General features: G+C 52.9%; 28 protein-coding genes. 23 read left to right on the top strand and 5 right to left on the bottom strand.

Annotation, left to right across the window (positions count from 1 at the left end; translation table 11 throughout):
• The first annotated feature begins 349 nt into the window (after positions 1–349).
• Positions 350–880: a hypothetical protein gene (locus G5B47_RS00470; RefSeq protein WP_165093244.1), complete on the top strand. Its 531-nt coding sequence runs from the start codon at positions 350–352 to the stop codon at positions 878–880.
• A gap of 64 nt (positions 881–944) precedes the next feature.
• Here the strand turns inward: G5B47_RS00470 and G5B47_RS00465 are convergent, their stop codons facing one another.
• A complete protein-coding gene (locus G5B47_RS00465) occupies positions 945–1,379 on the bottom strand; it encodes a DUF4395 domain-containing protein (RefSeq protein ID WP_165093242.1) in 435 nt (144 codons plus the stop codon).
• 207 nt (positions 1,380–1,586) lie between these two features.
• On the opposite strand from G5B47_RS00465, the gene G5B47_RS00460 reads away from it, so the two are divergent.
• Positions 1,587–2,999, top strand: coding sequence for a DHA2 family efflux MFS transporter permease subunit (locus tag G5B47_RS00460; RefSeq protein WP_165095314.1), 1,413 nt, complete (start codon positions 1,587–1,589; stop codon positions 2,997–2,999).
• Between the two features lie 141 nt (positions 3,000–3,140).
• Positions 3,141–4,121: a hypothetical protein gene (locus tag G5B47_RS00455; RefSeq protein WP_165093240.1), complete on the top strand. Its 981-nt coding sequence runs from the start codon at positions 3,141–3,143 to the stop codon at positions 4,119–4,121.
• A gap of 88 nt (positions 4,122–4,209) precedes the next feature.
• Here the strand turns inward: G5B47_RS00455 and G5B47_RS00450 are convergent, their stop codons facing one another.
• Entirely contained in the window at positions 4,210–4,416 is a 207-nt protein-coding gene (locus G5B47_RS00450; RefSeq protein ID WP_165093238.1) for a DUF1657 domain-containing protein, read from the bottom strand.
• Positions 4,417–4,610: 194 nt separating this feature from the next.
• On the opposite strand from G5B47_RS00450, the gene G5B47_RS00445 reads away from it, so the two are divergent.
• Positions 4,611–5,471, top strand: coding sequence for a DUF421 domain-containing protein (locus G5B47_RS00445; protein ID WP_165093237.1), 861 nt, complete (start codon positions 4,611–4,613; stop codon positions 5,469–5,471).
• Positions 5,472–5,501: 30 nt separating this feature from the next.
• Here G5B47_RS00445 and G5B47_RS00440 read toward each other — a convergent pair whose 3' ends face one another.
• Together G5B47_RS00440 and G5B47_RS00435 are read right to left on the bottom strand one after the other, a co-directional pair.
• Positions 5,502–5,834, bottom strand: a complete 333-nt coding sequence (locus G5B47_RS00440; protein ID WP_165093235.1) for an AzlD domain-containing protein — start codon at positions 5,832–5,834, stop codon at positions 5,502–5,504.
• Positions 5,825–6,553, bottom strand: coding sequence for an AzlC family ABC transporter permease (locus G5B47_RS00435; RefSeq protein WP_165095312.1), 729 nt, complete (start codon positions 6,551–6,553; stop codon positions 5,825–5,827). Before G5B47_RS00435 ends, G5B47_RS00440 begins: the two co-directional genes overlap by 10 nt.
• A gap of 193 nt (positions 6,554–6,746) precedes the next feature.
• Here G5B47_RS00435 and G5B47_RS00430 point away from each other — a divergent pair, with 193 nt between their 5' ends.
• From G5B47_RS00430 to thiD, 17 genes are all read left to right on the top strand, one after another.
• Positions 6,747–7,331, top strand: coding sequence for a TetR/AcrR family transcriptional regulator (locus G5B47_RS00430; protein ID WP_165093233.1), 585 nt, complete (start codon positions 6,747–6,749; stop codon positions 7,329–7,331).
• Between the two features lie 66 nt (positions 7,332–7,397).
• Positions 7,398–8,672 carry an MFS transporter gene (locus G5B47_RS00425; RefSeq protein ID WP_165093231.1) on the top strand — a complete coding sequence of 425 codons (1,275 nt, stop codon included), beginning with the start codon at positions 7,398–7,400 and terminating at the stop codon, positions 8,670–8,672.
• A 150-nt stretch (positions 8,673–8,822) separates the two neighbouring features.
• The gene (locus G5B47_RS00420) at positions 8,823–9,236 is read left to right on the top strand and encodes a bacteriohemerythrin (protein WP_025335074.1); all 414 of its coding nucleotides are present in this window, start codon (positions 8,823–8,825) and stop codon (positions 9,234–9,236) included.
• Positions 9,237–9,410: 174 nt separating this feature from the next.
• Complete coding sequence (locus G5B47_RS00415) at positions 9,411–10,553, top strand: metallophosphoesterase (protein ID WP_165093229.1); 1,143 nt, start codon at positions 9,411–9,413, stop codon at positions 10,551–10,553.
• A gap of 92 nt (positions 10,554–10,645) precedes the next feature.
• Complete coding sequence (locus G5B47_RS00410) at positions 10,646–10,810, top strand: hypothetical protein (RefSeq protein WP_165093228.1); 165 nt, start codon at positions 10,646–10,648, stop codon at positions 10,808–10,810.
• 187 nt (positions 10,811–10,997) lie between these two features.
• Entirely contained in the window at positions 10,998–11,783 is a 786-nt protein-coding gene (locus G5B47_RS00405) for an SDR family NAD(P)-dependent oxidoreductase (RefSeq protein WP_165093226.1), read from the top strand.
• Positions 11,784–11,992: 209 nt separating this feature from the next.
• A complete protein-coding gene (locus G5B47_RS00400; RefSeq protein WP_165095309.1) occupies positions 11,993–12,370 on the top strand; it encodes a GntR family transcriptional regulator in 378 nt (125 codons plus the stop codon).
• Complete coding sequence (locus tag G5B47_RS00395; protein WP_165093224.1) at positions 12,367–13,233, top strand: ABC transporter ATP-binding protein; 867 nt, start codon at positions 12,367–12,369, stop codon at positions 13,231–13,233. Before G5B47_RS00400 ends, G5B47_RS00395 begins: the two co-directional genes overlap by 4 nt.
• A complete protein-coding gene (locus G5B47_RS00390; RefSeq protein WP_165093223.1) occupies positions 13,226–13,876 on the top strand; it encodes an ABC-2 transporter permease in 651 nt (216 codons plus the stop codon). Before G5B47_RS00395 ends, G5B47_RS00390 begins: the two co-directional genes overlap by 8 nt.
• A gap of 89 nt (positions 13,877–13,965) precedes the next feature.
• Positions 13,966–15,009, top strand: coding sequence for a tagatose 1,6-diphosphate aldolase (locus G5B47_RS00385; RefSeq protein ID WP_165093220.1), 1,044 nt, complete (start codon positions 13,966–13,968; stop codon positions 15,007–15,009).
• 175 nt (positions 15,010–15,184) lie between these two features.
• On the top strand, positions 15,185–15,571 hold the full coding sequence (locus tag G5B47_RS00380) for a MerR family transcriptional regulator (RefSeq protein WP_165093219.1): 387 nt from the start codon (positions 15,185–15,187) through the stop codon (positions 15,569–15,571).
• A gap of 130 nt (positions 15,572–15,701) precedes the next feature.
• A complete protein-coding gene (locus tag G5B47_RS00375; RefSeq protein ID WP_165093217.1) occupies positions 15,702–16,859 on the top strand; it encodes an aldo/keto reductase in 1,158 nt (385 codons plus the stop codon).
• A gap of 80 nt (positions 16,860–16,939) precedes the next feature.
• Positions 16,940–18,382, top strand: coding sequence for a nickel pincer cofactor biosynthesis protein LarC (gene larC / locus G5B47_RS00370; RefSeq protein WP_165093216.1), 1,443 nt, complete (start codon positions 16,940–16,942; stop codon positions 18,380–18,382).
• Entirely contained in the window at positions 18,360–19,169 is an 810-nt protein-coding gene (gene larE / locus G5B47_RS00365; protein ID WP_165093214.1) for an ATP-dependent sacrificial sulfur transferase LarE, read from the top strand. Before larC ends, larE begins: the two co-directional genes overlap by 23 nt.
• 6 nt (positions 19,170–19,175) lie before the next feature.
• Positions 19,176–19,931, top strand: a complete 756-nt coding sequence (gene larB / locus G5B47_RS00360) for a nickel pincer cofactor biosynthesis protein LarB (protein WP_165093212.1) — start codon at positions 19,176–19,178, stop codon at positions 19,929–19,931.
• A 216-nt stretch (positions 19,932–20,147) separates the two neighbouring features.
• The gene (locus G5B47_RS00355; RefSeq protein WP_165093210.1) at positions 20,148–21,647 is read left to right on the top strand and encodes an IMP dehydrogenase; all 1,500 of its coding nucleotides are present in this window, start codon (positions 20,148–20,150) and stop codon (positions 21,645–21,647) included.
• 37 nt (positions 21,648–21,684) lie between these two features.
• Complete coding sequence (thiD, locus tag G5B47_RS00350) at positions 21,685–22,497, top strand: bifunctional hydroxymethylpyrimidine kinase/phosphomethylpyrimidine kinase (RefSeq protein ID WP_165093209.1); 813 nt, start codon at positions 21,685–21,687, stop codon at positions 22,495–22,497.
• Positions 22,498–22,631: 134 nt separating this feature from the next.
• Here thiD and G5B47_RS00345 read toward each other — a convergent pair whose 3' ends face one another.
• The gene (locus tag G5B47_RS00345; protein ID WP_165093207.1) at positions 22,632–23,447 is read right to left on the bottom strand and encodes a helix-turn-helix domain-containing protein; all 816 of its coding nucleotides are present in this window, start codon (positions 23,445–23,447) and stop codon (positions 22,632–22,634) included.
• 147 nt (positions 23,448–23,594) lie between these two features.
• Between G5B47_RS00345 and G5B47_RS00340 the strand changes: the two genes are divergently transcribed.
• A complete protein-coding gene (locus G5B47_RS00340) occupies positions 23,595–24,401 on the top strand; it encodes an ABC transporter ATP-binding protein (RefSeq protein ID WP_165093205.1) in 807 nt (268 codons plus the stop codon).
• Between the two features lie 3 nt (positions 24,402–24,404).
• Positions 24,405–25,604 (top strand): MFS transporter, encoded by a 1,200-nt coding sequence (locus G5B47_RS00335; RefSeq protein WP_235957056.1) that lies wholly within the window; start codon positions 24,405–24,407, stop codon positions 25,602–25,604.
• Positions 25,605–25,799 lie beyond the last annotated feature (195 nt).

Genomic DNA, 25,799 nt, shown 5'->3' with positions numbered 1-25,799 from the left:
ATAAACCAATCGGATAAATAGGAATAGCTTTTATTGTATGGCGATTCTTCAATATGTCAATGGAATTATATTCAATTTTAATAGATTAAATACCAACGGTTGAATGCTGAGAAGGCTGTACTTAAATAAATTAATGGCATTAATAAAATAACTTAATCACATTAATTAATGGGGGACTAACCAGGAAGAATCGCGATTGGACTCGATATTTGTGGGATGCTGCGGGTGAAGTGAGGGGTTTATTTAATGTGATTAATTAACCTGCCTCATTCAGCAAGAATTATTAGATACCCCGCAACTTTATAGGAAATGCTACAATAAATAAACAAACTAACCGGGAGGTCTACCAATGGGAAGAGAAGTACAGCATGTGCCCTACGGCTACGAGCCGCCGGCGGAGAAGCCAAGAGGGACGTTAATCTATTACGATTCCTTCGAACATACAACTGATGATGAACTGAGGGCGGCGGCGCAGACCGCACGAGATAAGAACTTCGGTAAGCTAGTGCTTTATCCGCTCCATGAGGAGACGGTGCGCAGAATGTCCAAGGAACCCGTAAGCTCTTATTATAAGCGCGAAGACAGGCTGCACGATTGGAAAAGAGAGCAGGGTGCTTCATTCATCACCGTGGAGAACTGGGAGGGCAAGCGGAAAAAGTATACGCCCATCGACGCCGCGCTGCGCCATTTGACCGAGCGGTATTCGGGGCCGCATTTTCTGTATCTCACGCCGGAGACGGCCGATCTCTTTGCATCGTTCTCGTCATTCGAAGAATGGATCAAGAATCTGCGTCTGCTGCTTTCGGAGAAACCGCAAGCCCTGCATCCCCGCCTGGAAAAGTTCAGCCACCGCTGGTCGGTCGCAGGCGAAGAAGAGTAAAAAACAGCCCGAACAACCGCCGGCTTCCGGCGATTATGCGGGCTGTTTTCTTTTGCACGGCTGGTTAGTGGGAGCTTCCTTGCCGGCGTCTGTATAAGTACATTTTCCATTGATAATGGATGAAGCAGCCGATGCAGAAGCCGAGGATGGCGACCAGAGCGGCGGTTCCTACAATAGCGGTGAAGATATACGCCGCGGTTAACCAGCCTGCAAGATAGCTGGCCAGTCCGGCAGCCAGACAGATGACGGCGATCGTTTGATTGAACTGCTGCTGCTCCTCATCTTCGAGAACATAGGCGGAGCGGTCCTTGCGCAGAAACCGCGCGGAGAGCTTGATAATCGGATTGTAACGAAAGATCAGACCGAGCAGCCCTGCGGCCAGCGGCACAGCCAGAAACCAGTAAAAGCCGGTAAACCAGGTCAGAAGCACGGACAAAACGATAACCGATTGGTTGACCCGAACTAGCGGTCTGGGAATCCCCCTTGAAGTATCGGTCATAATACCCACCTCGCGTATTGGAATAATATCAGTATAATTGCAACGTCCATTTTTTGAAAGATAAATCCATTTGCTTTTAGTTTAAATTTATAGTTTTGTTATGGAGACCAACTGTTATAATATAGGTGATAATACAGAGAAATAGGAGGATTAGGTGTGGAAAATACGATATCATCAACAGATATTAACAAGGAAAGGGTCAGGAAAATGCCGATCCTGGTTTCGCTGCTGCTAAGCGGCTTTATCGGCATGTTCAGTGAAACGGCGCTTAATGTCGCGCTGAGCGACTTGATGAAAGCCTTGAATATTACGCCGACTACGGCGCAGTGGCTGACCACCGCATACTTGCTGACGCTGGGAATTCTGGTTCCCCTCTCGGGATTGCTGATTCAACGGTTCACGACCAGGCAATTGTTTATCGCATCCTTGTTATTTTCCATAATTGGAACGGCGCTTGCCGCCGCCTCGCCAAACTTTGAATTTTTGCTGGTTGCCCGGGTCGTGCAGGCTATGGGAACGGCTCTTCTGCTGCCGCTCATGTTCAATACGATTCTGGTACTGATTCCGGCTGAAGAAAGAGGCGCGGCGATGGGGATGATCGGCCTGGTCATTATGGTGGCCCCCGCTACCGGTCCGACGATCGCAGGACTCCTTATCGAGAGATTGAGCTGGCACTGGATTTTCTGGATGTCGCTGCCGTTTCTTGTGATTGCCCTGATTTTTGGGATGGTCTTTATGCAAAATATTACGAAAGTGACCAAGCCCGTCATCGACTGGCTGTCGATTTTTTTGTCTTCCGTCGGCTTTGGCGGCGTCGTGTTCGGGTTCAGCAGCGCCGGAGAAGAAGACGGCTGGAACAGCCTTAAAGTATGGATTGCCATCGCGGCAGGGGCTTTTGCGCTGATTCTGTTCGTCTGGCGCCAGCTTACAATGAAACAGCCGCTGATGGATCTTAAAGTATTCAAGTATCCGATGTTCGTAGTGGGACTGCTGTTGATCTTCGTCTGTATGATTGTCATTTTGGCCGCAATGCTGATTCTGCCGCTGTATTTGATTAACGGACAGGGTTACAGCGCATTCAAGGCGGGTCTGATCCTCCTGCCGGGCGGACTGATTAACGGCTTGTTTTCGCCGTTGATGGGCAAGCTGTTCGACAAATTCGGCCCGAAATGGCTGGTCATTCCGGGATTGGCCATTGTCGCCGCCACGCTGTGGCTGTTCTCGGGCATTAACACGGCTTCCGCCGTGGCGTTCGTGATCGTGCTGCACAGCGCGCTGATGATCGGGATATCGATGGTGTTCATGCCGGCCCAAACGAACGGGATCAACCAGCTTCCGCTTGAGCTGTACCCGCACGGCACAGCCATCATGAACACGCTCCAGCAGGTAGCAGGAGCTATAGGCACCGCGCTTGCGATCAGCATCATGACGGCCGGCACGAACAGCTATCTGAAAAGTGTGAAGAATCCGCAGGACCCGGCACAGCAGCTGGCTGCCTTTACGCAGGGGGTCCAGCACTCCTTTATTTTCGCCATGTCGCTGACCCTCGCCGGCTTGATCCTCGCCTTCTTCCTGAAGCGTGTAGCCGTCCGCCATCCGCAGGAAGGCGCCATACACTAGCAAAGCTTTAATCGCTTCAAGCCCTTCGGCCAATGCCGGGGGGCTTTTACCATTCTCCAGATTGTATGCAACAAATTGGGGCGGGTGCGCGTCCAGAGGGTATATGGACTTTAAACAAACAGCTTGGAAAGAAGGGTGTATATGAAAACGCTAGGTCAATCATCCGCAAAAATAAAAAGAAATGCCCTGCTCGGGCTGGCCATCATTTTGGGAACGGGAGGCAGCTCAGCTGCAATCGCAGAGTCAGTATCGGCTACGCCGCCCGCGGCAGCTGTTACCTCCGAGCAATCGTTAGGCGTGTATAATCAATTCCAGAAATACTTGAAAAATTCGGCCAAAACACCGTACAGCCTGATCCAGGCCCGTAACTATCTGCTCAACAATCTTAAACGGGCCGATTCCTGGCGAGCCACCGTCATGGTGCTTCAACTGGAAAATGCGCAGAAGGCGAGACTGAACGCTTTTTCGGAAAAATTCTTTCCTGAGAAGGTTCAGAAAGCCATAGACGCCGCTTATCGCAAAGGCGGGAGGGAGACAGGGCTCACTTACAGCAGTTTGCTCAAGTATATTACGGATAACAGCGTCCGCAGCCTACTGACTGAGTCCTATGGTTACGGATACAAGCTGGAGACCAGCGAAGGTATGTACTACCCCGTCATGCATTACGAGGGCTTCAAATATTTCAAGCCTTATATAGGGAAAGACATCGCCGCCTATATTGACCTTATGGCTGCCGATTCCAACAAGCCTGCACTGAGCGACGCGGCCATCATTATTCCTTGGAATGAGCTGATTAACCGGACGCTTGCACTTGAGGCTTTTGTAAAAGCATATCCAACATCCAATCGTACGGCAGCGGTGAAGGAAAAGCTGAGACTGATGGAAACCTTCGTGTTCTTCGGCTCCAATAATACTCCCGCCTATCAATACGGAGCCCAAGGCGAACCGACAATAATCGATCCCGAATTGAAACAAGCCTATGAGAAAGCGGTGCTGAACGGGGCGGGGGACAGCAGTGTTCTGAAGACGATCCAGAGCGTGCTCGGTATGCTGGATGCGAGCGGGGATAAATGGAACGGAAACATTGAGAAATTTTTGAGGGATTTCATTCAGAATGGTTAAGCTTGATTTTGATGTTGAGTAATAAAATGAATGAAGGCCTCACTCCCACAGCTTCGTGGAGAATGAGGCCTTTTTCTGCTCCGTTGCCTTAGAATCCGCGGTATTGAGGTTCTTCTTTCTCGAGCTGCTGTACGCGGTTTTCGACCTGTTGCACGATTTGCTGGGTTTGCTGTGCAGCAGAGGTAAACAGCGTTTTGGCGTCCTGATTCTGAGTGCTCAATGCGAACTGCTCAAGGCTTGCTTGAGCGCTTTTCAATGATGAAAGGCAGGTTTTTACGTCTGAAGCTACTGTCATCGTCAATTCCTCCTGTATTCTAATGATTAATTGTGATGCACCACGCTAATATTTGCGCCGCAAGCTCAGATTATGCATAAGACGGAATCCAGTTTTGCCAAAAAAGAACAGGCGGATTTCGGATAGGTTCCGGCGCTTTGAGCCATAATGAATTTGGTTAGGATTTGCATGCAAAACAAAGGGAGGGCGCTGAAATGCCGACTTGGCTGGAGGTTATATTACGTACCATTGTTGCGGTGGTCGTGCTGTTTTTGTTAACAAAGATACTTGGCAAAAGACAGGTGTCCCAGCTTTCTTTCTTCGAATATATTACGGGGATCACTCTTGGCAGCTTAGCGGCCTACATCTCGCTGGATACGGACAATAACTGGCATTTGGGCATGATTGCAATTCTGGTATGGGTCGCCATTTCCTTCGGGATCGAATTTCTGCAGCTCAAAAGCAAGAAGGCCAGAGACTTCGTCGATTTCAAAGCGACCGTACTGATCAAGGACGGCAAGATTTTGGAGGAAAACCTTAAAAAAGAGCGCCTGACTACTGATGATCTGCTGGAGCAACTTCGGGGGAGAGACGTGTTCAAGGTAGCCGACGTCGAATTTGCGATTATGGAAGCGAACGGACAGATCAACGTACTGCTTAACCGCGAGAATCAGCCCCTTACTCCGAAGCATTTGGGAATCAAGGTCGCTCCTGAGAAAGAAACGCAAGCTGTTATAATGGACGGGAAACTGATGCCTGAAGCGCTGGATATGATGGGAAAGACGCCAAAATGGCTGATGGATGAACTCGAGAAGCAGCAGCTTAACATGCAGGATATATTCCTGGGACAAATTGATTCCTACGGGGAGTTAACCGTCGATTTGTACGCCGACAATGCTCAGGTCCCGCAGCCTCAGGAGAAGCCGCAGCTGTACGCCCTGCTGAAAAAATGCGAAGCCGATTTGGAATTGTTCGGGCTGTCCACGGAAAGTGAAGACGGCAAAAAGCTGTACGAGCAGTGCTCGTCCCAGCTTCAGCAAGTGATTGCGGACCTGAAGCCGCTCCTCCGCACGTAATGCGGGATGAGCGGCACTTACTATGAGCGGTTAACCCGGCAGAACCAGACGCAGCAGCATAAGCGATACGATGCCCACGGTCACTGTTCCGAGCAGGCTGCGCGTAAAGATGGCGACGAGAAAAGCGGGAATCGCCGCGAACAGCTCCGTATTGGTTGCCAGCGGGGCTAGCTTGCCGTCCTGTATAAACAGCTCCTGCGCCACCAGAGCGGCCATAATGGACACTGGCACATGATTCAGCCACCGCATGCTCCAATCCGGAAGCTTGAAACGGCTGAGTACCATTAACGGCAGCACGCGCGGAATCACGGTAACGGCGGCCGAACCAAGGATAATCCACAGGATTTCGCTTCTTACTTCCATCGTTCCACCGCCATTCCGATCGTTGCCGCCAGGATGGTTGCCGTTATAACCCCTGCAGTTGGGGAGATCCATAATGACACGCCGATCGCCACGGCAGCCGCAGCCAGACCGACAACGATATCCGTCCGAAAAGCGCGCCGGCTGAGTATCGAGAGCACCAGCAGACCGATAAACATGGCCGGCAGCGCATAATCAAGGCCGAATCTCTCGGGGCTTGTAATCCACTGTCCGAGAAGGGCACCGGCAATGTTGGCGGCGCACCAGTTCAAATAAGCAGTCACGTTCAGCCCGTGCATCCATTTCTCGCTGATGCTCTTGCGCTTGGCCGCTTCGTTAATGGCGACGCCGAAGGTCTCATCCGTTAGAAGGACGCCGACCAGCAGGTTGCGCATAGGCGTTAAATGCCGGAAGTAGGGTGATATGGCTGCGCTCAACAGAAGATGCCGCAGATTAACGAACAGAATGGTTATGATGATGCCGGCTGACGGACTGCCCATGGCAATCATCCCCGCGGCGATAAACTGGGCGGAGCCGGCATAGAGCACAAGAGACATTAGGATAATCTCCGTTAGGCTTAACCCCGCTGTTTTCTCCACCACACCCGCCGCAAACCCGATGCTTAAATAACCGAGCAGAGTGGGCAGGCAGTCTTTGACACCCGTAATAAAGCTATCTTCATTCGTGCGGCTCCCGGCAGTCTGTGCCCGGGTTGTTTCCATTTTCATTATGTACGCCGTGACCTCCAATCGATACGTGAAATTTGCTGTTGATTATAACGGAAAATGTTCTGCCGTTATTTTATCATGCCATTGGTTAAAAGGGCATACAGCGAATGCCAAAACCATTTTTCCACAAAATACTTGAATGAACGTTCTTAAATAAGTATGATGGAATCTGAGAGGAGGGGAAACGATGGCAAGACCCCGGGAATTCGACGAAGAAACAGCGCTCGACAAAGCGATGGAACTGTTCTGGAGCAAGGGCTATGAAAAAACATCGGTTCAAGATCTTTGCGAGCACACGGGAGTACATCGCGGCAGCTTGTACGAAACGTTCGGGGATAAGAATGAGTTGTTTCTGGCCGCGCTTGACCGGTTTCGGCATCAGTCGGCGGGAAGACCCTTTGCGGTTCTCGAGGAGTCCGGCAAACCGAAGGAGCAGCTTACCGCTTTTTTCGAGCGGCTGATCGACAGATCCATGGACAATGCCAAAGAACGTCGCGGATGCTTAATCGCCAATACGGCCGTTGAGCTGGCGCCCTTCGACCCCAAGGTGGCAAACCGAGTGGAGGCCAGCCTGCTGGATATGGAGAACAGGTTCTACAGCTTCCTGCTGCGCGCACAGAAGGAAGGGGCGCTGAAAGGAAAGCGCAACCTCCGCGAGCTGTCGCGGTTCCTGGTCGGGGTGAAGCAGGGATTGCATATTATGGCGAAGACGGCGGTTGACCGCAAAACACTTCAGGATGTATATCAAGTTGCGCTTTCGGCCATTTTTTAAATTTTTTTACCGAATAAAAGAATGTTAGTTCTTAAATAGAAAAGTGATAGGAACAGGAGTGAAGGGATGCGCCATACTCATTTAGCTCCCAGGTGGTATTATGGATGGAATGTAGTTTCCATTGTTTTTCTCGTATTGCTGGTTTCGGCGGCTATCAGTTCGATTCCAAGCGTACTCATGCTGCAATTTGAACAGGAATTCGGCTGGAGCCGGTCGGCTGTGTCGGGCGCCATGTCGATCCGCATTTTTTTATACGGATTCATGGGTCCTTTCGCGGCTGCGCTGATGGCTCGCTTCGGGATACGCCGAATTATGCTGCTGACGCTTGGCTTGCTGGCTGCCAGCCTGACCCTTTCGACCTGGATGACCCAGATTTGGCAGTTCATTGCGCTGTGGGGAATTGTCATGGGTCTGGCTACCGGTGCGCTCGCCAACGTGCTTGGAGTCACTGTGGCGGGACGCTGGTTCGTGAAGCACAGGGGGCTCGTTGTCGGCATTCTTACAGCCAGCGCGGCGACGGGCCAGCTGCTTTTTCTGCCTCTTCTGGCTAAGATCTCGGTCGGATTGGGCTGGCGGTTCTCCATTTATACGACCGTTGCGGTACTGCTCGTGCTGATTCCGGTCGTGGCAATCTGGATGCGAAATCATCCCTCGGACATCGGTGTTCCCGCTCTTGGAGAGACCGACATTTCCCCGCCTCCGGTGTTTAAGGGTAATCTGTTCCTGGCTCCGCTGCTCGTGCTGAAGGAGGTAACGAAGAGCGGGACGTTCTGGCTGCTGGCCGGCACTTTCTTCTTCTGCGGCTTCTCCACCAACGGTCTGATTGGTACCCATCTGATTCCCGCCTGCGGAGACTTTAACATCCCGGTTGTCATGGCCGCCGGATTGCTCGCATTGATGGGAATGTTCGATATGGCGGGCACCACGCTGTCGGGCTGGCTGTCGGACCGTTTTGACAGCAGATGGCTGCTGTTCTGGTATTACGGTCTGCGCGGGCTGTCGCTGATCTTCCTGCCTTATGCTCTTAACGGAGGTTATACGCTGCTGCTGGTATTTGCCGTCTTCTACGGGCTGGACTGGATAGCAACCGTACCGCCGACGGTCAAACTGACTGCTGATCATTTCGGCAGGGAAAAATCGGGGATGGTCTTCGGCTGGATTCTCGTCTCCCACCAGCTTGGGGCCTCGGCGGCCGCATACGGCGCCGGCGTGCTGCGTCAGTGGCTTGGCAGCTACACCGTACCTTTCGTTACCGCAGGCCTGTTATGCCTGTTCGCATCCCTTTTGGCTATGAGAGTCGCCAAACAGCGCGGGAAATCGGCCGCCGCGATTGAAGCCTGAGCAATCAGGCTTTTTTGCATCTACATACCTACCCCATGCGGCTCCTGTACGGCGAAAAATGTCGTGTGATGTTATTAACTGTTCTTTCCGCTCGAATGAGAGAAAATGGGAGCGTATATGAAAATTTTGGTATAAGGATGAGATGCGGCAATGATAACCTGGAGGGAATCGTACGAAATCGGTGTCGAGAAGATCGATTGTCAGCACCGTCAATTGCTGGTCAAGCTGAACGAATTTTTTGATGCCTGCTCAAATCAGCAAGGGCGCGAGAAGATCGAGGAAACACTCAAATTTTTGAAGGATTACACCATTGAGCATTTTGGCAGTGAGGAAGATTTGATGAGCGACATTCACTTCCCGGAGTTATCCGAGCACCAGAAGGAGCACGCGGATTTTGTCAAGACTGTCCTTGAACTGGAAGAAATGGTGAAGACCAAGGGCGTTTCCGTTCTGACCACGATCAAGCTCAACCGCACTTTGACGGACTGGCTTCTGAACCATATTAACAAATGCGATCGGCTGATCGGGGATTACCTGGCCCAGCAGCGCAAAGCGAAAGCGTAATAACCGGTACATAGCAATGGATTTGTAGACGGCAGTCGGGACAGAAGAGATCCCGGTCTGCCGTTTTTGTGTGCGTTTTCAGATGGGAACTTACATTTAAAGGTAATGAACCGGAGCAACCGGCTGTGGTAAAATGTACAGCAGATAACACTTGAATCAAGGGAGACGTGCGCTATGAAAAAGCTGAAGATGATAGTTTCCATTGCCGCCGGCATCATGCTGCTCGGAATCATTAATGTCTATATCGGCTGGCATGTGCTGCGGTTGCTCACGGAGTGGTTTCCGGGGATCAACGCGGGAGTGTACTGGTCCGTATTTCTGCTTGTCGCTTTTGCCTATCTGTTCTGCCGCCTTCCTTGGCCCGAAGCCTTGCGCCCGGCTGGGAGACTGCTGAAGGTTATTGGTTCCTACTACCTGGCCCTTTTGCAATTCGCCATTATTTTATTGCCCGTAGCCGATTTGGTATATGTCATTCTTTCCCTCGCCGGAGCCGATGTTTCCGGTTATGCCGCCGAGGCCGGTGTGGTGCTTGTGATTTTGGCGGTGATCTTTATCCTGTGGGGCTCACGGAATGCGTGGAGCACGGTGCTGCGCGTCCATTCGCTGGGATTACCTAAGCCATTCGAGGGTAAGGTACCGCTCAAGATCGCCGTGGCGTCCGATCTTCATCTCGGCGACATTGTCGGTAACCGGCATTTGAAAAAGATGGTGGAGCGGATGAACGCGATGAAACCGGATATCATTTTACTGGCGGGTGATGTGCTCGACGACAGTCTGGAGCCGTTCGTCCGCAACCGGATGAGCGAGCAGCTAAGCAAGCTTAAGGCCCGTTATGGCATTTACGCCGTACTGGGCAATCATGAATATTATGGCGGGGATATCGAGAAGTATACGGAGCTGATGGGAACCATCGGCATCCGCGTGCTGCAGGACGAAGTGGCCGAGGCCGCCGGCGTCTACATTGTGGGCAGAAAGGACAAGGCGGCGGAGAGCATGGACAGCGAAGGGCGGAAGAGCGTCGCTTCCCTGCTGGAAGGTCTCGATCTGTCCCGTCCCGTCATTATGATGGACCATCAGCCGACAGGCTTTGACGCCGCAGCGGCGGCGGGAGTGGATGTGCTTCTCTCCGGCCACACGCACCGGGGACAGATCGCGCCCATCCACTGGATCACGAGACGGCTGTTCGAGCTGGACTGGGGCTACCTGAATAAAGAGAATCTGCACGTGATTGTCTCTTCGGGGTTTGGCACCTGGGGGCCGCCTATCCGGCTGGCCAGCCGGTCGGAGATTATCGGACTGTCGCTGAGTACAAGCTAATGGGACTGAAGCCCAGGACAGCCATGCATAAATTTTCTTCCTAACCGGGACACTAACCAGGAAAACATCGTAAGGTTAAGGAGAGAATATCTATGAATCCCGACAAAAACTTGATCAACACAGTAAATGATTTGGCGCAGATGGCGCCGACCTCCCATGAGGCTAATCAGATGGAGCAAGAGCAGATGGATAAGCGGAAGGAAATGCTGCGCAGAGATAAGGGCTATAAGGCGAACGAACAAAGCTCTTACGAGTAGCATCGGCCTATCGGGAGCGGTAAGCTTCCTGCGGGCAATACCTAAGGCGAAGTCCGCTTCGCTTTCAAGGGCACCGGATACGGTGTCCTTTTTTTTGTTTATTTTCGAATGGGCGGGGTAATGAACAAAAGGCATTCATTCAAGCCTTACGGGGCAAATTCAAACGTAAAAAGGAGCGGAGAACCCTATGAACAGAATGCAGGACAAGGTCGCAATTGTGACAGGAGCAGCTTCCGGGATTGGCAAAGCCGCTGCCATTCGTTTGGCGGCCGAAGGCGCAAAAGTCAGTCTAATCGACAAGAACGAACAGACCATCAGCCAGACTGAGGCGGAGATCAAGAACGCGGGTGGTGAAGCGATCAGCTTTATCGCCGATACTTCCAAGGCCGAGGAAATTGGCCCGGCAGTCAAAGAGACGGTGGAGCGGTGGGGCACCATCGATACCTTATTTGCCAATGCGGGTGCTCTGGGGATGGCGTCCCCGATTGAGTATTTTCCTTCGGAAGAGTGGGCCGGAACGATAACAAACAACGTCATCGGGACCTTCGAGACGGTGAAGCAGGCCATTCCCTATATGAAAGAAAAAGGCGGCTCCATTACCGTAACCAGCTCGGTCAGCGGCAGCCGGCAGTTCGCCCAACCGGGATTTTCGGCTTACAGCACCTCCAAGGCGGCGGTTGCCGTATTCGCCGAGATGGCGGCGCTGGAGCTGGCCCAGTATAAAATCCGTGTAAACGCCGTCTGCCCGGGGATTATTGAAACCAATATTTTCGATTCCCAGAAGAAATCCGAGCATCTGGATGAAATCAAATATCCGTTTGAGATCCCGCAGGACGGCGTCCCGCTGACGAATGCTCCTGGGAAGCCCGAAGAGGTCGCGAATCTGGTGCTCTTCCTCGCAAGCGAAGAAGCTTCCCACATTACGGGCACCAAGGTGTTCGTCGACGGCGCGGAGACGCTGATCAAAGGCTAAGCATAGCCTCCGGCCGGTTTATCACAGGAACGGCGTCCTTCTTGCCATTAACTCAAAAAGCACATTCTGCCGCAAGCGCAGGGTGTGCTTTTTTGCCGTATAAATCATCCAATAATTTGAAAAAAGAGGGAAATGACGTTGACAACAAAGAACATAATGTATATATAATATATATACAATATAGACAGCGCAGCAGAATGGGGTGAATGATGAACATAATTTTATCCAACTCATCGGGAGAACCGATTTATGCGCAGATTGTAAGCCAGATCCGGCAGTTGATTTTACAGGGCGAGCTTGCCGCAGGGGACCCTCTGCCTTCGATCCGTCAACTGGCCAAGGATTTGCAGATCAGCGTCATTACGACTAAGCGTGCATACGAGGAACTAGAGCGGGAAGGTCTTGTCAATTCTCTGGTGGGAAAAGGCTCCTTCGTGTCCGGCATGAATCAGCAGTATATCCGTGAACAGCGATGCCGGCTCCTGGAGGAGAAAATGAAAGAAGTGTTGGAGGAGAGCAGACTGCTCGGGATCGGGTTTGCGGAAATGGTTGACATATTCAAGACGCTTAAGGAGGAGCAGGAATGAGTAATGTGGTTGAAATTCGGGGAGTTTCGAAGTCTTTTGAACGTTTTACGCTGAATCAGGTACAGTTTGAGGTAAAAAAAGGGTTTATCACCGGATTGATCGGTCCCAACGGCGCCGGGAAGAGTACGCTGATCAAGATCATGATGGATATGGTACGTCCAAGCAGCGGGGAGGTTCGAATATTCGGCAGTACGCTTGCGGATAACCCTGGCCTGAAAGAACGCATCGGGTACGTCTCGGACGAGAATTATTTCTATGAGAATATGACGATCCGGAATATGAGAAAAATGATTGCCCCCTTTTATCAGCATTGGGATCATGCGGCCTTTACCCGGTATCTGGAAATGTTCGAGCTGTCCGAAAAGTCCAAGATCAAGAACCTGTCGAGAGGGATGAAGATGAAGTTCTCGCTGGCGGTGGCGCTGTCCCACGATGCGGACCTGCTGCTCATGGATGAACCGACCGCTGGCCTCGATCCCGTCTTCCGCAGGGAGCTCTTGGATCTGCTCGGGGAGCAGATTCTGGACGAGAACAAGTCGATCATCTTCTCTACCCATAATACAACGGATCTGGACCGGATCGCGGATTATATTGTCTTCATGAACCGGGGGAAAGTCGTATTCAGCGACAGCAAGGATGAAGTGCTGGAACGGTATGTGCTGGTCAAGGGCGGGCGCGAGCTGCTCGATAAGGATGTTAAGAAGTATTTTGTCGGAGTAAAGGAAGGGGCTCACGGGTTCGAAGCCTTGGCGGCAGACCGGCGGGAAGCGGAAAGGGTGTTTCAGGGTAATGCGCTGCTCGAAGCGCCGACGCTCGAAGACATTATGTATTTCACTGTAAAAGGAGGCAAGGCTCATGTCTAATCTCGTTTCCCTGATCCGCAAGGATTTTATGCTGTCCAGAAATTTTCTGCTGTTTGGGGTTCCCTATCTCATGATTCTGTCCATTATGAATGCGAAATCCGCACAGTTCGGCGTGAGTCTGTTTATAACTTTCCCAGCCATGATGATGCTCCTTACTTCCTGCCTACAGGATATCCGAAATGTGAATATCAGGTTCTCGCTCAGTCTTCCGGTACACCGCAGATTAATCGTTGCCTCAAAATATGTATCGGTACTGCCGTTTATCTTGATTGGCGTAGCTTTTGCGCTGGTGTTCAATCTGGCGCTTACACAGCTGGGATATGGCAGCGTGAGTATGAACTGGAGAGAGCTGGGGGTCTCTATTCTGTCGGTACCGCTGATGGCCTCGGTTTACCTGCCTTTATTTTACTGGCTCGGTCCCAAGGGAGCCCAATATGTGAATACCGCATTCTTTTTGGGCATGTTCTTCGGCATTATGAATTTGGGAGGCATCTTTAAAGCGATTCCGGGGCTGAAGACCTTTATACTGGGCACCGAGGGTTTGGGTCTCGAAAAATGGCTGGTCGGAGGCGCCATCTACATCGTATTTATCGCGGTTTCTTACCTCATCTCATTGCGTCTGTTCACCACCCGGGATTTATAGTTTTTCTGGTTGATCTCCATCCTGACGGTTAAATACGAAATAGCGGGGCAACTGTTGGGCCATATTAGGAGATGAAGGAGGAACGACAGATGAGTGTGAGAATATCCAAAGGAAAATACGACCGGCTGCTTAAGCTGTCCGATGACCGGGGGCTGTTTGTGGCGACGGCGATTGATCAGCGGGGATCGCTTAGAAAATCGCTTGGGCACGCGCTTGGAGGCGAAGCCGATGCAAGGCATGTCGCTGAATTCAAGCGCCTGGTATCTGAAGAGCTGACGCCCTATTCCAGCGCCATTCTGCTTGATCCGGAGTACGGCTGGGATGCGGCGGAGGCCCGGCATAAGGATACCGGTCTGCTGATCGCTTATGAAGAAACCGGCTATGATGCCACGGAAAAAGGACGTCTGCCGGATCTTCTGCCGGAATGGTCGGTGCGGCGGTATGCGGAGAAGGGCGTCGATGCCATCAAAATTCTGATGTATTACGACCCGGACGACGATGAGAAGATCAACACAATTAAACATGCTTTTATTGAACGGGTCGGAGCGGAATGCGAGTCCGTCGATATCCCGTTTTTCTTCGAGGCCGTCACCTACAGCGATACCCTCAAGGACTCCGCCAGCGCGGAATTTGCCAAAGCGAAGCCGGAAAAGGTGAAAAAATACATGCGGGAATTCACCCAGCCGAAGTACAAGATCGACGTGCTGAAAGTGGAGGTTCCGATTAACCTGAAGTACGTGGAAGGCACCCGGGCGGGCGCGGGCGGCGAAGCCGTATATACGCGCGAAGAGGCGATTGCGCATTTCAAGGCTACGGCGGGTCTGACGAGTGTACCGTTCATTTATTTGAGCGCGGGCGTCACCAATGAAATGTTCATGGAGACGCTGGAGCTGGCCGGAGAAGCGGGGGTGCCTTTCTCGGGCGTGCTGTGCGGGCGGGCAACCTGGCAGGACGGCGTCGAGATCTACGGGAAGCATGGAGCCGAAGCGCTGCGGGCGTGGCTGAAGGACGAGGGCGTGCGGCGGATGATCCGTATGGGTGAAATTTTGTCGAAGGCTGCGACCCCCTGGTGGGATTTCTATGGCGGTAAGGACAAGATCGAGGTCGTGGAACGGGAAAAAACCGGAGTTTAACTTTGAAAGCAAGGCGGCTTCACAGACGTTTTTCGTCTGTTGGGGCCGTTTTTTTGCATATTGGAACATGCTCACACATTTTACAGAACTTGAAATCCGGTGTTGACTTCAAGTGCACTCGAAGGTGTATGATGAGAACGAAATAGAGTCCGGAATCGGAAAGGAGGATACGCGGGTGGCCTTAACCATCAAGGAAGCTGCCGAACAGACGGGTCTTACCGTTCACACCCTGAGGTATTATGAGCAGGAAGGACTCTTGAAGGCGCTTAAACGGGATGAACGGGGAAATCGGCTGTTTGAGCCGGAGGATCTGGATTGGCTGTATTTTATCCGCTGCTTGCGGGACACCGAAATGCCTGTGGCAAAGGTGAAGCATTTTGCCGAGCTGGCTTTCGAGGGCGACCACACCATGAGGGAGCGTCTGCAAATTCTGCAAGACCACAAGCGTTCGACGGAGCGGAAGGTGGAGGAAATGAATTCGTTTTTGAAGAAAATCACGCTCAAGACGGTATGGTACGAAAATTTGGTCCGCGAAATGGAACTAGCGGCTGAAAAGGTATGATCATGCGGCACTTTATGTGAAAAATATCACATCGCATCATTTCGGCTCGCCGTCTGACTCTATCGGCTAGCTGAATTGCCGGCAGCGGACTGCTGCTAACCCTATTTATTTGATTAGGAGGAATTTATCCATGTTGTACCGCAAATATGGCAAGACAAACGAGATGGTCTCCGTTCTGGGCTTCGGCTGCATGCGGCTTCCCGTAATTGACGGCAACGCCCGCAATATCGATGATGACAAAGCGATCGCGATGCTGCGTTACGGCATCGACAACGGGATCAATTATGTGGACACCGCTTATCCGTATCATGGAGACGGCATGGGGGGACCCGGGGAGAGCGAGCCTTTTGTTGCCCGAGCGCTTAAGGATGGATACCGCGACAAAGTGAATATCGCCACCAAGCTGCCCAGTTGGTTGATTCGGACCCGGGAGGATATGGATCGCTATCTGAATGAACAACTGGAGCGTCTGGAAACCGACCACATCGACTTCTATCTGGTGCATGCGCTCAACGCAGGAACCTGGAAGACGGTAAAAGAACTCGGCATCTTTGAGTTCCTCGATTCGGCGGTAAAAGACGGAAGGATCCGTTACCCCGGATTCTCGTTCCACGACGAACTGCCGGTGTTCAAAGAAATCGTAGATGCCTACGACTGGACCTTCTGTCAGGTGCAGTATAACTACCTGGACGAATACTTCCAAGCCGGAATCGAAGGTCTGGAATACGCCGCAGCCAAAGGCATCGGCATCGCCGTCATGGAACCGCTTCGGGGCGGCAAGCTGGTTCGCGACATTCCGGACAGCGTGCAGGCCGCCTTCGATAAGGCCGATATCAAGCGGACGCCCGCTGAATGGGCGCTGCGGTGGGTGTGGAACAACCCGGACGTGGCGGTTACCTTAAGCGGCATGAGCACCTTGGAGCAGGTGGAGGAAAACCTGAAAATCGCGAACGAAGCGCATTCCGGCTCTTTAAGTAAGCAGGAGCTGGACATTGTGGAGGAAGCCCGGACCGCTTTCCGTCAGACGAGAGTCAGCTGTACCGGATGCGCCTACTGCATGCCTTGTCCGGCCGGAGTGAATATTCCGGGCAATTTCACCTATATAAACGAGTATTATTTCCTCGATAACGAGAAGCAAAAGAATGCGCTGAAGGAAACCTATGCCGCCCGGATATCCGAGAAAGGAAGGGCATCCCAATGCGTTGAATGCGGCACCTGCGAGGAGCATTGCCCGCAGAACCTGCCTATCATCGAAGAACTGAAACATGTTGCTGAGGTCTTCGCTTAAACTGCGAACAACGATGCATCGACATGCATTTTTCAGATTAAATTTCTTGCAAACTCATCTTACAGAAGGAGTGCAAACTGTTGAACATTCTCTATTACGATTGTTTTGCGGGGATTAGCGGAGATATGAACCTGGGCGCGCTCCTTGATGCCGGGGCCGATCCCGATTATTTCCTTCGAGAGATCTCCAAGCTGAACCTGAACGGGGAATTTGAAGTTACCATCGCCAAGGCGCTCAAAAAGGGAATTAGCGGTATCAAAGTTGACGTTCGGCTAACAGGAGAACAACGCGGTCCGCACCCAGGATCTGGACATGCGAAACACGGACATGAACACGGACACGAACATGGGCATGATCATGTTCACGAACACGAGCATGTACATAGACACGAACATAACCATGAGCATGTACATGGACACGAGCATGCACATGAGCACAATCACGCCCATGAACAAGGCCATACCCATGAGCATCAACATGAGCAAGGCCATACCCATAGGCATGACCATCACGACGATCACCCTCACGGCCATCATCACCGTAATGTCGAGGATATTGAGCGGATCATCGGAGCCAGTTCTTTATCGGACCGAGTAAAGGAGCTCAGCATGAAAATCTTCATGCAGGTTGCCCTCGCGGAAGCGAAGGTTCACGGCAAGCCGCTGGAGGAGGTCCATTTTCATGAGGTGGGTGCAGTGGATTCCATTGTCGATATCGTTGGAGCCGCCATCTGCCTCGACTACCTTAAAGTGGACAAAATCCTGGCTTCTCCGGTTCAGGTGGGCGGCGGCTTTGTCCGCTGTGCGCATGGGCTGATTCCGGTGCCTGCGCCGGCGACCGTCGAGATTCTGAAAGGCATTCCGGTGAAGGCCGGTCTCGTTCCGTTCGAGACGACGACCCCTACGGGAGCTGCGATTCTGGCCGCGGTGGTGGATGAGTTTACCGACAAGACCGATTTTGTGATGGAGGCGGTCGGCTATGGACTTGGCAACCGGGATCTGGAGATCCCTAACGTACTAAGGGTTTACCTAGGCCGGATGGAGGATAAGAAAGAAAGCGCCTCACCCGGACCGATTTTGCTGGAAACGAACATCGACGATATGAATCCCGAGTTGTACGGCTATGTGGAGGAGCAGCTGTTTGCCCGGGGCGCCTCCGATGTGTTCAAGACTCCGATCATTATGAAAAAGGGCCGCCCCGCCGTCAAGCTGAGCGTACTTGTCGGCCCGAAGCGGGAGAAGGACGTGCTGGAGGTTATTTTCAAGGAGACGACTTCCCTGGGCGTACGCAAATTCCCGGTCGGCAAAGCCATGCTGGAGCGCAGCTTCGTCAAGCATAGCACCCGGTATGGCGAGGTGACGATCAAAAACTCCTATTTTGAGGGAAAGCTTGTCAAATATAAGCCCGAATACGAAGACTGTAAAAGGCTGGCGCTGGCAAACAGCGTTCCGATCTCGAAGATTTACCGCGAAATATATACCAGTTATGAGGTGAAATTAGATGAATCGCAACCCGAAATATGAGGCCCTTCTCGATTATTTGAAGCAGCTCGACCGGGTGGTGCTTGCATTTTCCGGCGGGGTGGACAGCACCTTCCTGCTGCGAGCGGCCAAGGAAGCGCTAGGCGACCGGCTGAAGGCCGTCACGATCCTTTCCCCTTACATTCCCAAATGGGAAATCGAAGAGGCCAAGGAGCTTGTACGGGAGCTTGGCGTCGATTACGAGATTATCGAGGCTCCCTTAATCGACGAAATCAAGTATAACCCCGACAACCGCTGCTACCTGTGCAAAACTGCAGTGTTCAGCATGATCAAGGAACTGGCCGGGAAGGGCGGGTACCGTTATGTCATCGACGGCACCAACTTTGACGACATTCATGACTACCGGCCGGGGCTGAAGGCGCTCGCCGAGCTCGGAGTCAAGAGCCCGCTGCGCGACTGTGAGCTGACCAAGGCGGAGATTCGCAGCTTGTCTCGAGAGCTGGGGCTGCCCACTTGGGACAAGCCGCCGTATGCCTGCCTGTTAACGCGTATCCCATATGGCAGCGAACTGCGCACGGAGGATTTTGAGAAGATCGAACGGGCGGAAAAATATTTGATGGACCTTGGCTTCCGCGCCATCCGGGTCCGCTGCCACGACGATCTTGCCCGAATCGAGGTGGGCCGGAGTGATCGCAGCCGGCTGTTCGACGAGGAGCTTATGGACCGGATTTCGGTAAAGCTGAAGGAATTCGGCTTCCGCTATGTCTCCCTTGATCTGGCGGGTTACAAGACGGGCAGCCTGAACGCCGCCATCGGCGTCACGGGGTGATGCGGCATGGATAATGAAGCGCTTCGGAAGCTGCTCACCTCCGTGCAAAATGGCGAGCTGAAAGTGGAAGAAGCCCTGGAAGATCTTAAGGAGCTGCCTTTCAAAGACCTCGGCTTCGCGCTGATCGACAATCACCGGGAAGTCAGAACCGGCGTGCCGGAGGTTATCTACTGCGCCGGGAAGACGGTGGAACAGGTTCGCCAAATCATCGAATACATGTTAACGAGAGACAACAACATTCTGGGTACCCGGGCCAGCGCCGAGATGTATGAAGCGGTGAAGGCCATCTGTCCCGAAGCGGAGTACAATCCGATCGGGCGGACGATCACCGTCCGCCGCAGACCGGTGGAGCTGACCGACAGTTACATCGCGATTGTCTCAGCGGGAACGTCCGACCTCCCGGTTGTCGAGGAAGCTGTGGAAACGGCCCTCATCCTCGGGAACCGTGTAGAGAAGATCACCGATGTGGGGGTTGCCGGGATTCACCGGCTGTTCGACAAGCTGGGCGTAATCCGGGAAGCCAAGGTCGTCGTGGTTGTCGCCGGAATGGAAGGCGCGCTGGCCAGCGTCTTGGGCGGCCTCACCGACAAGCCCGTCATCGCCGTTCCGACAAGCATCGGCTACGGGGCCAATTTCGGCGGGCTGTCGGCGCTGCTGTCCATGCTGAACAGCTGCGCCAGCGGAGTCAGCGTGGTCAACATCGACAACGGCTACGGCGGCGCGTACTGCGCCAGCATGATCAATAAGCTTGCCAGCTCGTAAGCCGAGCAAATGTTTAGGAAGGCCGGCTATTCCGGGTGGAAGATGCCATCTATAAATCCTGCCAAGCACGGCTCCCCGGAGACTTATCCGGGAGGCCGTGCTTTTTAGCGTGATGTGATGGATCACAGAAGAATAACACGCCCACACATTTTGCATTGACAAATCGATTAGTTGACGTTATGATGTGAGGAATTTTTAGACAAGGAGTGGAAAAAGGTGGCCTACTATTACCCGGAACCTTCCCGGACGTTCAGTGAATTTCTGTTGATTCCAAATTTGACGACAAAGGACTGTACCCCTGCAAACGTGGATCTCAAAACGCCGATCACCAAATTTAAAAAGGGCGAGCAGCCGGATATTTCCCTCAATATCCCGTTCTCGTCGGCGGTGATGCAGTCGGTCTCCGATCATCAAATGGCGATTGCATTGGCCCGCTGCGGCGGCATTTCATTCATTTTCGGTTCCCAATCCCCGGAAGACCAGTCGGCTATGGTCCGTAAGGTAAAGGAGTATAAGTCCGGGTTTGTGGTAAGCCGCTCCAATTTGACTCCTGAGCATACCTTGAATGATGTGCTTGAGCTGAAAGAGGAGACGGGACATTCCACGATCGCCATTACTGATGACGGTTCACCGACGGGAAAGCTTCTGGGAATCGTCACGGGCCGGGATTACAGAATTAGCCGCGATCCCCTGGACAAACGGGTAAGTGAATTCATGACGCCGTTCTCTTCCCTGATTGTCGGAAAGTCCGGAATCAACCTTCCCGAAGCCAATGATATGATCTGGGAGCATAAGCTGAACTGTCTGCCGATCGTGGACGGGGAGCAGCGGCTGGAAAGCCTTGTATTCCGAAAAGATTACGACGCACACAAAGAGAACCCGCTGGCGCTGATGGACGGCAATAAGAGTTATATCGTCGGGGCCGGCATCAACACAAAGGACTATGAAGAACGGGTGCCGCTCTTAGTAGAAGCGGGCGCAGACATCCTCGTAATTGACGCATCAGACGGGTATACGGAGTGGCAGCGCGACACCATCGCTTACGTTAAAGAGAATTTCAATGTCAAGATCGGAGCGGGGAACGTCGTAGACAAGGAAGGCTTCCTGTATCTTGTTGAAGCCGGGGCCGACTTCGTGAAGGTGGGAATCGGCGGCGGATCGATATGTATTACGCGCGAGCAAAAGGGGATCGGCAGAGGACAGGCGTCGTCGCTTATCGAGGTTGCGGAGGCAAGGGAGCAGTATTATAAAGAAACGGGCATCTATGTGCCGATCTGTTCGGATGGAGGGATCGTTCACGATTACCACATCACGCTTTCGCTTGCCATGGGCGCCGATTTTGTTATGATGGGCCGTTACTTCGCGCGTTTCGACGAGAGCCCGACCAAAAAGCTGAAAGTCGGAAACAACTTTGTCAAAGAGTTCTGGGGCGAAGGCTCCAACCGGGCGCGGAACTGGCAAAGATATGACACGGGCGGAAAGTCGGGGCTTGTCTTTGAAGAAGGCGTCGATTCGTACGTGCCTTACGCGGGAAGTCTCAAAGAGAATCTGGACAAGACGATCAGCAAGATCAAGTCGACGATGTCCAACTGCGGCGCGAAATCCATAGATGAACTGCAGCAGAACGCCAGAATTACTCTTGTTTCGGCAACCAGTCTGGTCGAGGGCGGCGCGCATGATGTTATTATGAAAGAAACCACCTTTTCGGGAGAGTAACTAAAAGAACACCAAAGAACAGAAGGGTTAGTTGGCATTGAGCAAAATTGTGAAGACATTGACCATTGCCGGGAGCGATTCAAGCGGCGGCGCGGGAATCCAGGCGGATCTGAAGACCTTTCAGGAATATGGAACCTATGGGTTCAGCGCGCTTACGACAATCGTAACGATGGACCCGGATAACGGCTGGCATCATCATGTATATCCCGTCAGCCCCGAGCTGGTCGCGGAGCAACTCAAGACAATCTTCGCCGGCGGACCGGTAGATGCTCTAAAGACGGGCATGCTGGGCAGTCCGGAGATTGTTCAGGTGGCGGAGCAGGCCATAAAGAGCAACCGTCAGGGAAATGTGGTTATTGATCCCGTTATGGTCTGCAAAGGCGAAGACGAGGTGCTGAATCCCGAGAGTGCCGAGGCGATCCGTGAGCTGCTGCTGCCGCTCGCTACGGTCATTACGCCGAACCTGTTCGAGGCGGGCGTGCTGTCCGGCATCGGAAAGATTACAACGCTGGACGAAATGAAGGAGGCCGCCGCGGTCATTCAGCGCCAGGGGGCGAAGTCGGTAGTGATTAAGGGCGGCAAAGCGCTTGGCGGAGACAAGGCAGTGGATCTGTTCTATGACGGAGCAGAGTATACGGTGTTCGAGACGGATAAAATCGAGCCGGCGTACAATCACGGTGCGGGCTGCTCCTTCGCCGCCGCGATCACGGCGGGACTCGCAACCGGCCTGAGCACCCGTGAAGCCGTCGCCAAGGCCAAGGATTTCGTTACAGCGGCGATCCGCGCAGGGTATGCTTTCAATGAATATGTCGGCCCCGTGTTTCACGGGGGTTACCGGTTGAACCGGTAATAATGTAATTATGGGAATTATGAAATTATAAAGAGGCGCGGCCGCCGTTCAAGATAACGGGGCCGCGTCTCTTTGGGTTTGTTATGGGGGTGAAAGGGGAAACGTCTGGAAGACGAATCCCTTCTTTCGCCGGTTCAGCCCATCTTTCGCCCAAGGCGGTATTGTTCCGGGGCCATGCCGGTGATTTTGACGAAGGCGCGATAAAATTGACTGGCTGAAGCAAAGCCGAGGCCCGCGCTGATCGCGGATATCGTATCTTCGGTATGTTCGAGCTCATACTTCGCGCGCTCGATCCGCAGGCGAAGAATGTACTGATAAGGCGTGAATCCAGTCGCCGCTTTGAAGGAGCGGATAAAATGGTATCGGCTCTGAAGAGCCATAGAAGACAATAAATCAATGCGAATCGGAGATGTATAGGAGCGGTGTATGTATTCGAATACTTGATCCATGTAGGGATCTCCCGTACTGGCGAGTTCCGGAAGACAAGGAGGGTTCGTCTCCGGACAAGCCCCTCTTTTCAGATTGCGTGTAAGATATTGCAGCACATCGGCCTCCGTAAGGCTCCGTTCATTTCGGTCATCCTCATCAGGCAAAACCAGCGGGGAAATCCAGCGATTGAACTCCGCGTTCAGTTCCTGGGGATTGATGACCTGCTCCTCAGCGATACAATCGGCTTCTCTAACCCGCAAAGACTCCCACAGCGAAGGGCGTATTTTGATCACGATTGCGCGGTTTCCTTTATCCACCCGGATTTGATGCTCCTGCATCGGTTGATGGATGATTCCTTCTCCCTCCGGAATGAACCCGGATGCCCCGCGGCTAATGTCGGAGGAGCCGCCTCGAACAGCGAAGGTCATCTGTACCCAGTTCTGATGAACATGGGGAGCTTCTTCGTAATGCTCTTCCAGTCTGCATAGCTCGATGTTCTCCGTCACAACTTTCAATTTCATTAGCGTTCACCCCGTCCCATTATAGCATGATCGCAATAATTGCAGATGAATTGAGCAATTTTCACAATGACATTTTTACATTGAATTGTTTACAATACGTTATTGCAGAGGTGATCATCCAGGGAATAGAAAGGAGGTTGCAGGGGATTGGACAGCATTTTGAAAGTAAGCAATGTCTCGTGGCAAAGAGGGACTCAAACGCTGTTGGACCAGGTAAACTGGAGCATTGAAAAGGGGCAAAATTGGGCGCTGATGGGACTGAACGGTTCCGGCAAAACGACGCTGCTGAACATGATCAACGGTTACATCTGGCCGACCGCAGGGGAAATTTATGTGCTCGGCGAGCGATTTGGCGAGATTGATCTTCGGGAGCTCCGCAAATCCATCGGCTGGGTCAGCTCTTCCCTTCAAGAGAAGCTGCATGGTTCAGACCGGACGCAGCTGGTCGTGATCAGCGGTAAGCATGCCTCGATCGGACTGTACGCGAATGTGCAGGAAGAGGATTACGAGCGGGCCCGGGCACTCATGGAACAGCTCGGCTGCGGGCATTTGTGGGACCGCGAGTACCGTACCTGTTCACAAGGGGAGAAGCAGAAGGTGCTGATCGCCCGCGCCCTGATGGCCGAGCCGAGAATTCTGATCCTGGACGAACCGTGCAACGGCCTTGATTTGTTCGCCCGGGAACGGCTGCTGGAAAGCATTGAAGAGCTGACCATGAGTGAACAAGCGCCGTCGCTCATTTATGTTACCCATCATACGGAAGAAATTCTGCCTGTCTTCAGCCACACGCTGCTCTTCAGGAGAGGCCGCGTATTCGATTCCGGCTTAACGTCTCACTTGCTGAACGAAGAGACGCTCAGCCGGTTTTTTGAAGCGCCTGTCACGGTGGAGCAAAGCGGCGGCCGAACTTATATTATTCCCGGCAGCAACAGACCGGGCAAAGGAGAATCATAAGCATTGGAAACTTCATACACCACGAATCCCCGGGCGGAGGTCAAGGAGCGCTTTCCGCTTGCGCTTCTGTCTTTGACGCTCGGCGCATTTGCTATTGGAATGACGGAATTTGTGATTATGGGCATATTGCCCAATGTAGCCGAGGATCTGCACGTGTCGATCGCTTCGGCGGGACAGCTGATTACGAGCTATGCGCTGGGCGTCGCCATCGGGGCTCCGATTCTGGCGATACTGACATACCGGCTTCCGCAAAAGCAGCTGCTCTGCCTGCTGATGATCCTCTTTATCATCGGCAACGGCGTCGCCGCGATTGCGCCGAACTATAACGTCCTGATGGGAGCAAGGCTGTTTACCGCTCTGGCCCACGGCACCTTCTTCGGCGTCGGTTCCGTCATCGCGGCGAGCCTCGTCCAGCCGGGGCGGCGCGCTGCTGCGGTGTCGATTATGATGGCCGGCCTTACCGTGGCCAATATTATTGGCGTCCCGATCGGGACGTTTATCGGCCAGCATCTGGGCTGGCGGGCGTCGTTCGGCGCCGTGGTCGTGATGGGCGTGCTCTCGCTGGCCGGCATCCTGCTGCTCGTGCCCGTAATCAAGGCGGAGGAGACGTCAAGCTTAACGCGCCAGCTTCGGGCGCTCTTGCAGCCGAAGCTGCTGCTTGTGCTGCTGACGGGCGCGTTTGGGTGCGCCAGCCTTTTTTCCGTCTTCACTTATATAACGCCGCTGCTTGAGGACATTACCGGCTTCTCGGAGAACGCCGTCGCCTTGACTCTCGTTCTGTTCGGCATAGGTGTAACGACAGGGAATATTGTGGGGGGCAGGCTTGCCGATTGGAAGCTCATGCCCTCGATGCTTGTGATCTTTGCGTTCCTTGCCGCCGTCCTGGCCTTTTTCGCCTATTCGATCCATATCCCGCTGCTCGCGGTCATAACCATATTTATCTGGGGGGCCGGCGCCTTCGGCGTGTTTCCTGGTCTTCAGGTACGAATTATGACTTTGGCGAAGGACGCTCCGGCGCTTGCCTCCACATCCAACCACTCTGCGCTCAATTTGGGGAACGCGTTTGGAGCCTTTTTCGGGGGATTTATTATCACGCATGTCGGCCTTTCGTCTCTTCCCTGGTTCGGAGCGCTGCTTTCTTTTCTGGGGCTGGTTTCGGCAGCGGCTGTGTATATCTGGGACAAGAAGGACGTGGCACGCTGACCGGGCCTAATAATAGGCGATTATGAACGATAAAGGCGGAAGAACCGAAATTGTATAAGGTTGGACAGATCCAAAACCAGTTTGTAAAAAAACAACGAAACCCAAACAGGGCCGGCACAGCCGCCGGCTATTGTTTGGGCTTTTGTGATTTACCGCATAGAAATGGGCGGCAATAGGCGAACTACACGTTTACAA

The organism is Paenibacillus apii (assembly GCF_011043685.1).
GTDB lineage: Bacteria > Bacillota > Bacilli > Paenibacillales > Paenibacillaceae > Paenibacillus_AQ > Paenibacillus_AQ sabinae.
Note: the sequence above shows the minus strand (reverse complement) of the source record. Positions and strands in the feature narration are given on the sequence as shown.

Excerpts from the sequence above, each read along its gene's own strand:
- G5B47_RS00470 (WP_165093244.1), top strand. The coding sequence starts at position 350 with ATGGGAAGAGAAGTACAGCATGTGCCCTACGGCTACGAGCCGCCGGCG.
- G5B47_RS00465 (WP_165093242.1), bottom strand. The coding sequence starts at position 1,379 with ATGACCGATACTTCAAGGGGGATTCCCAGACCGCTAGTTCGGGTCAAC.
- G5B47_RS00460 (WP_165095314.1), top strand. The coding sequence starts at position 1,587 with ATGCCGATCCTGGTTTCGCTGCTGCTAAGCGGCTTTATCGGCATGTTC.
- G5B47_RS00455 (WP_165093240.1), top strand. The coding sequence starts at position 3,141 with ATGAAAACGCTAGGTCAATCATCCGCAAAAATAAAAAGAAATGCCCTG.
- G5B47_RS00450 (WP_165093238.1), bottom strand. The coding sequence starts at position 4,416 with ATGACAGTAGCTTCAGACGTAAAAACCTGCCTTTCATCATTGAAAAGC.
- G5B47_RS00445 (WP_165093237.1), top strand. The coding sequence starts at position 4,611 with ATGCCGACTTGGCTGGAGGTTATATTACGTACCATTGTTGCGGTGGTC.
- G5B47_RS00440 (WP_165093235.1), bottom strand. The coding sequence starts at position 5,834 with ATGGAAGTAAGAAGCGAAATCCTGTGGATTATCCTTGGTTCGGCCGCC.
- G5B47_RS00435 (WP_165095312.1), bottom strand. The coding sequence starts at position 6,553 with ATGGAAACAACCCGGGCACAGACTGCCGGGAGCCGCACGAATGAAGAT.
- G5B47_RS00430 (WP_165093233.1), top strand. The coding sequence starts at position 6,747 with ATGGCAAGACCCCGGGAATTCGACGAAGAAACAGCGCTCGACAAAGCG.
- G5B47_RS00425 (WP_165093231.1), top strand. The coding sequence starts at position 7,398 with ATGCGCCATACTCATTTAGCTCCCAGGTGGTATTATGGATGGAATGTA.
- G5B47_RS00420 (WP_025335074.1), top strand. The coding sequence starts at position 8,823 with ATGATAACCTGGAGGGAATCGTACGAAATCGGTGTCGAGAAGATCGAT.
- G5B47_RS00415 (WP_165093229.1), top strand. The coding sequence starts at position 9,411 with ATGAAAAAGCTGAAGATGATAGTTTCCATTGCCGCCGGCATCATGCTG.
- G5B47_RS00410 (WP_165093228.1), top strand. The coding sequence starts at position 10,646 with ATGAATCCCGACAAAAACTTGATCAACACAGTAAATGATTTGGCGCAG.
- G5B47_RS00405 (WP_165093226.1), top strand. The coding sequence starts at position 10,998 with ATGAACAGAATGCAGGACAAGGTCGCAATTGTGACAGGAGCAGCTTCC.
- G5B47_RS00400 (WP_165095309.1), top strand. The coding sequence starts at position 11,993 with ATGAACATAATTTTATCCAACTCATCGGGAGAACCGATTTATGCGCAG.
- G5B47_RS00395 (WP_165093224.1), top strand. The coding sequence starts at position 12,367 with ATGAGTAATGTGGTTGAAATTCGGGGAGTTTCGAAGTCTTTTGAACGT.
- G5B47_RS00390 (WP_165093223.1), top strand. The coding sequence starts at position 13,226 with ATGTCTAATCTCGTTTCCCTGATCCGCAAGGATTTTATGCTGTCCAGA.
- G5B47_RS00385 (WP_165093220.1), top strand. The coding sequence starts at position 13,966 with ATGAGTGTGAGAATATCCAAAGGAAAATACGACCGGCTGCTTAAGCTG.
- G5B47_RS00375 (WP_165093217.1), top strand. The coding sequence starts at position 15,702 with ATGTTGTACCGCAAATATGGCAAGACAAACGAGATGGTCTCCGTTCTG.
- larE (WP_165093214.1), top strand. The coding sequence starts at position 18,360 with ATGAATCGCAACCCGAAATATGAGGCCCTTCTCGATTATTTGAAGCAG.
- larB (WP_165093212.1), top strand. The coding sequence starts at position 19,176 with ATGGATAATGAAGCGCTTCGGAAGCTGCTCACCTCCGTGCAAAATGGC.
- G5B47_RS00345 (WP_165093207.1), bottom strand. The coding sequence starts at position 23,447 with ATGAAATTGAAAGTTGTGACGGAGAACATCGAGCTATGCAGACTGGAA.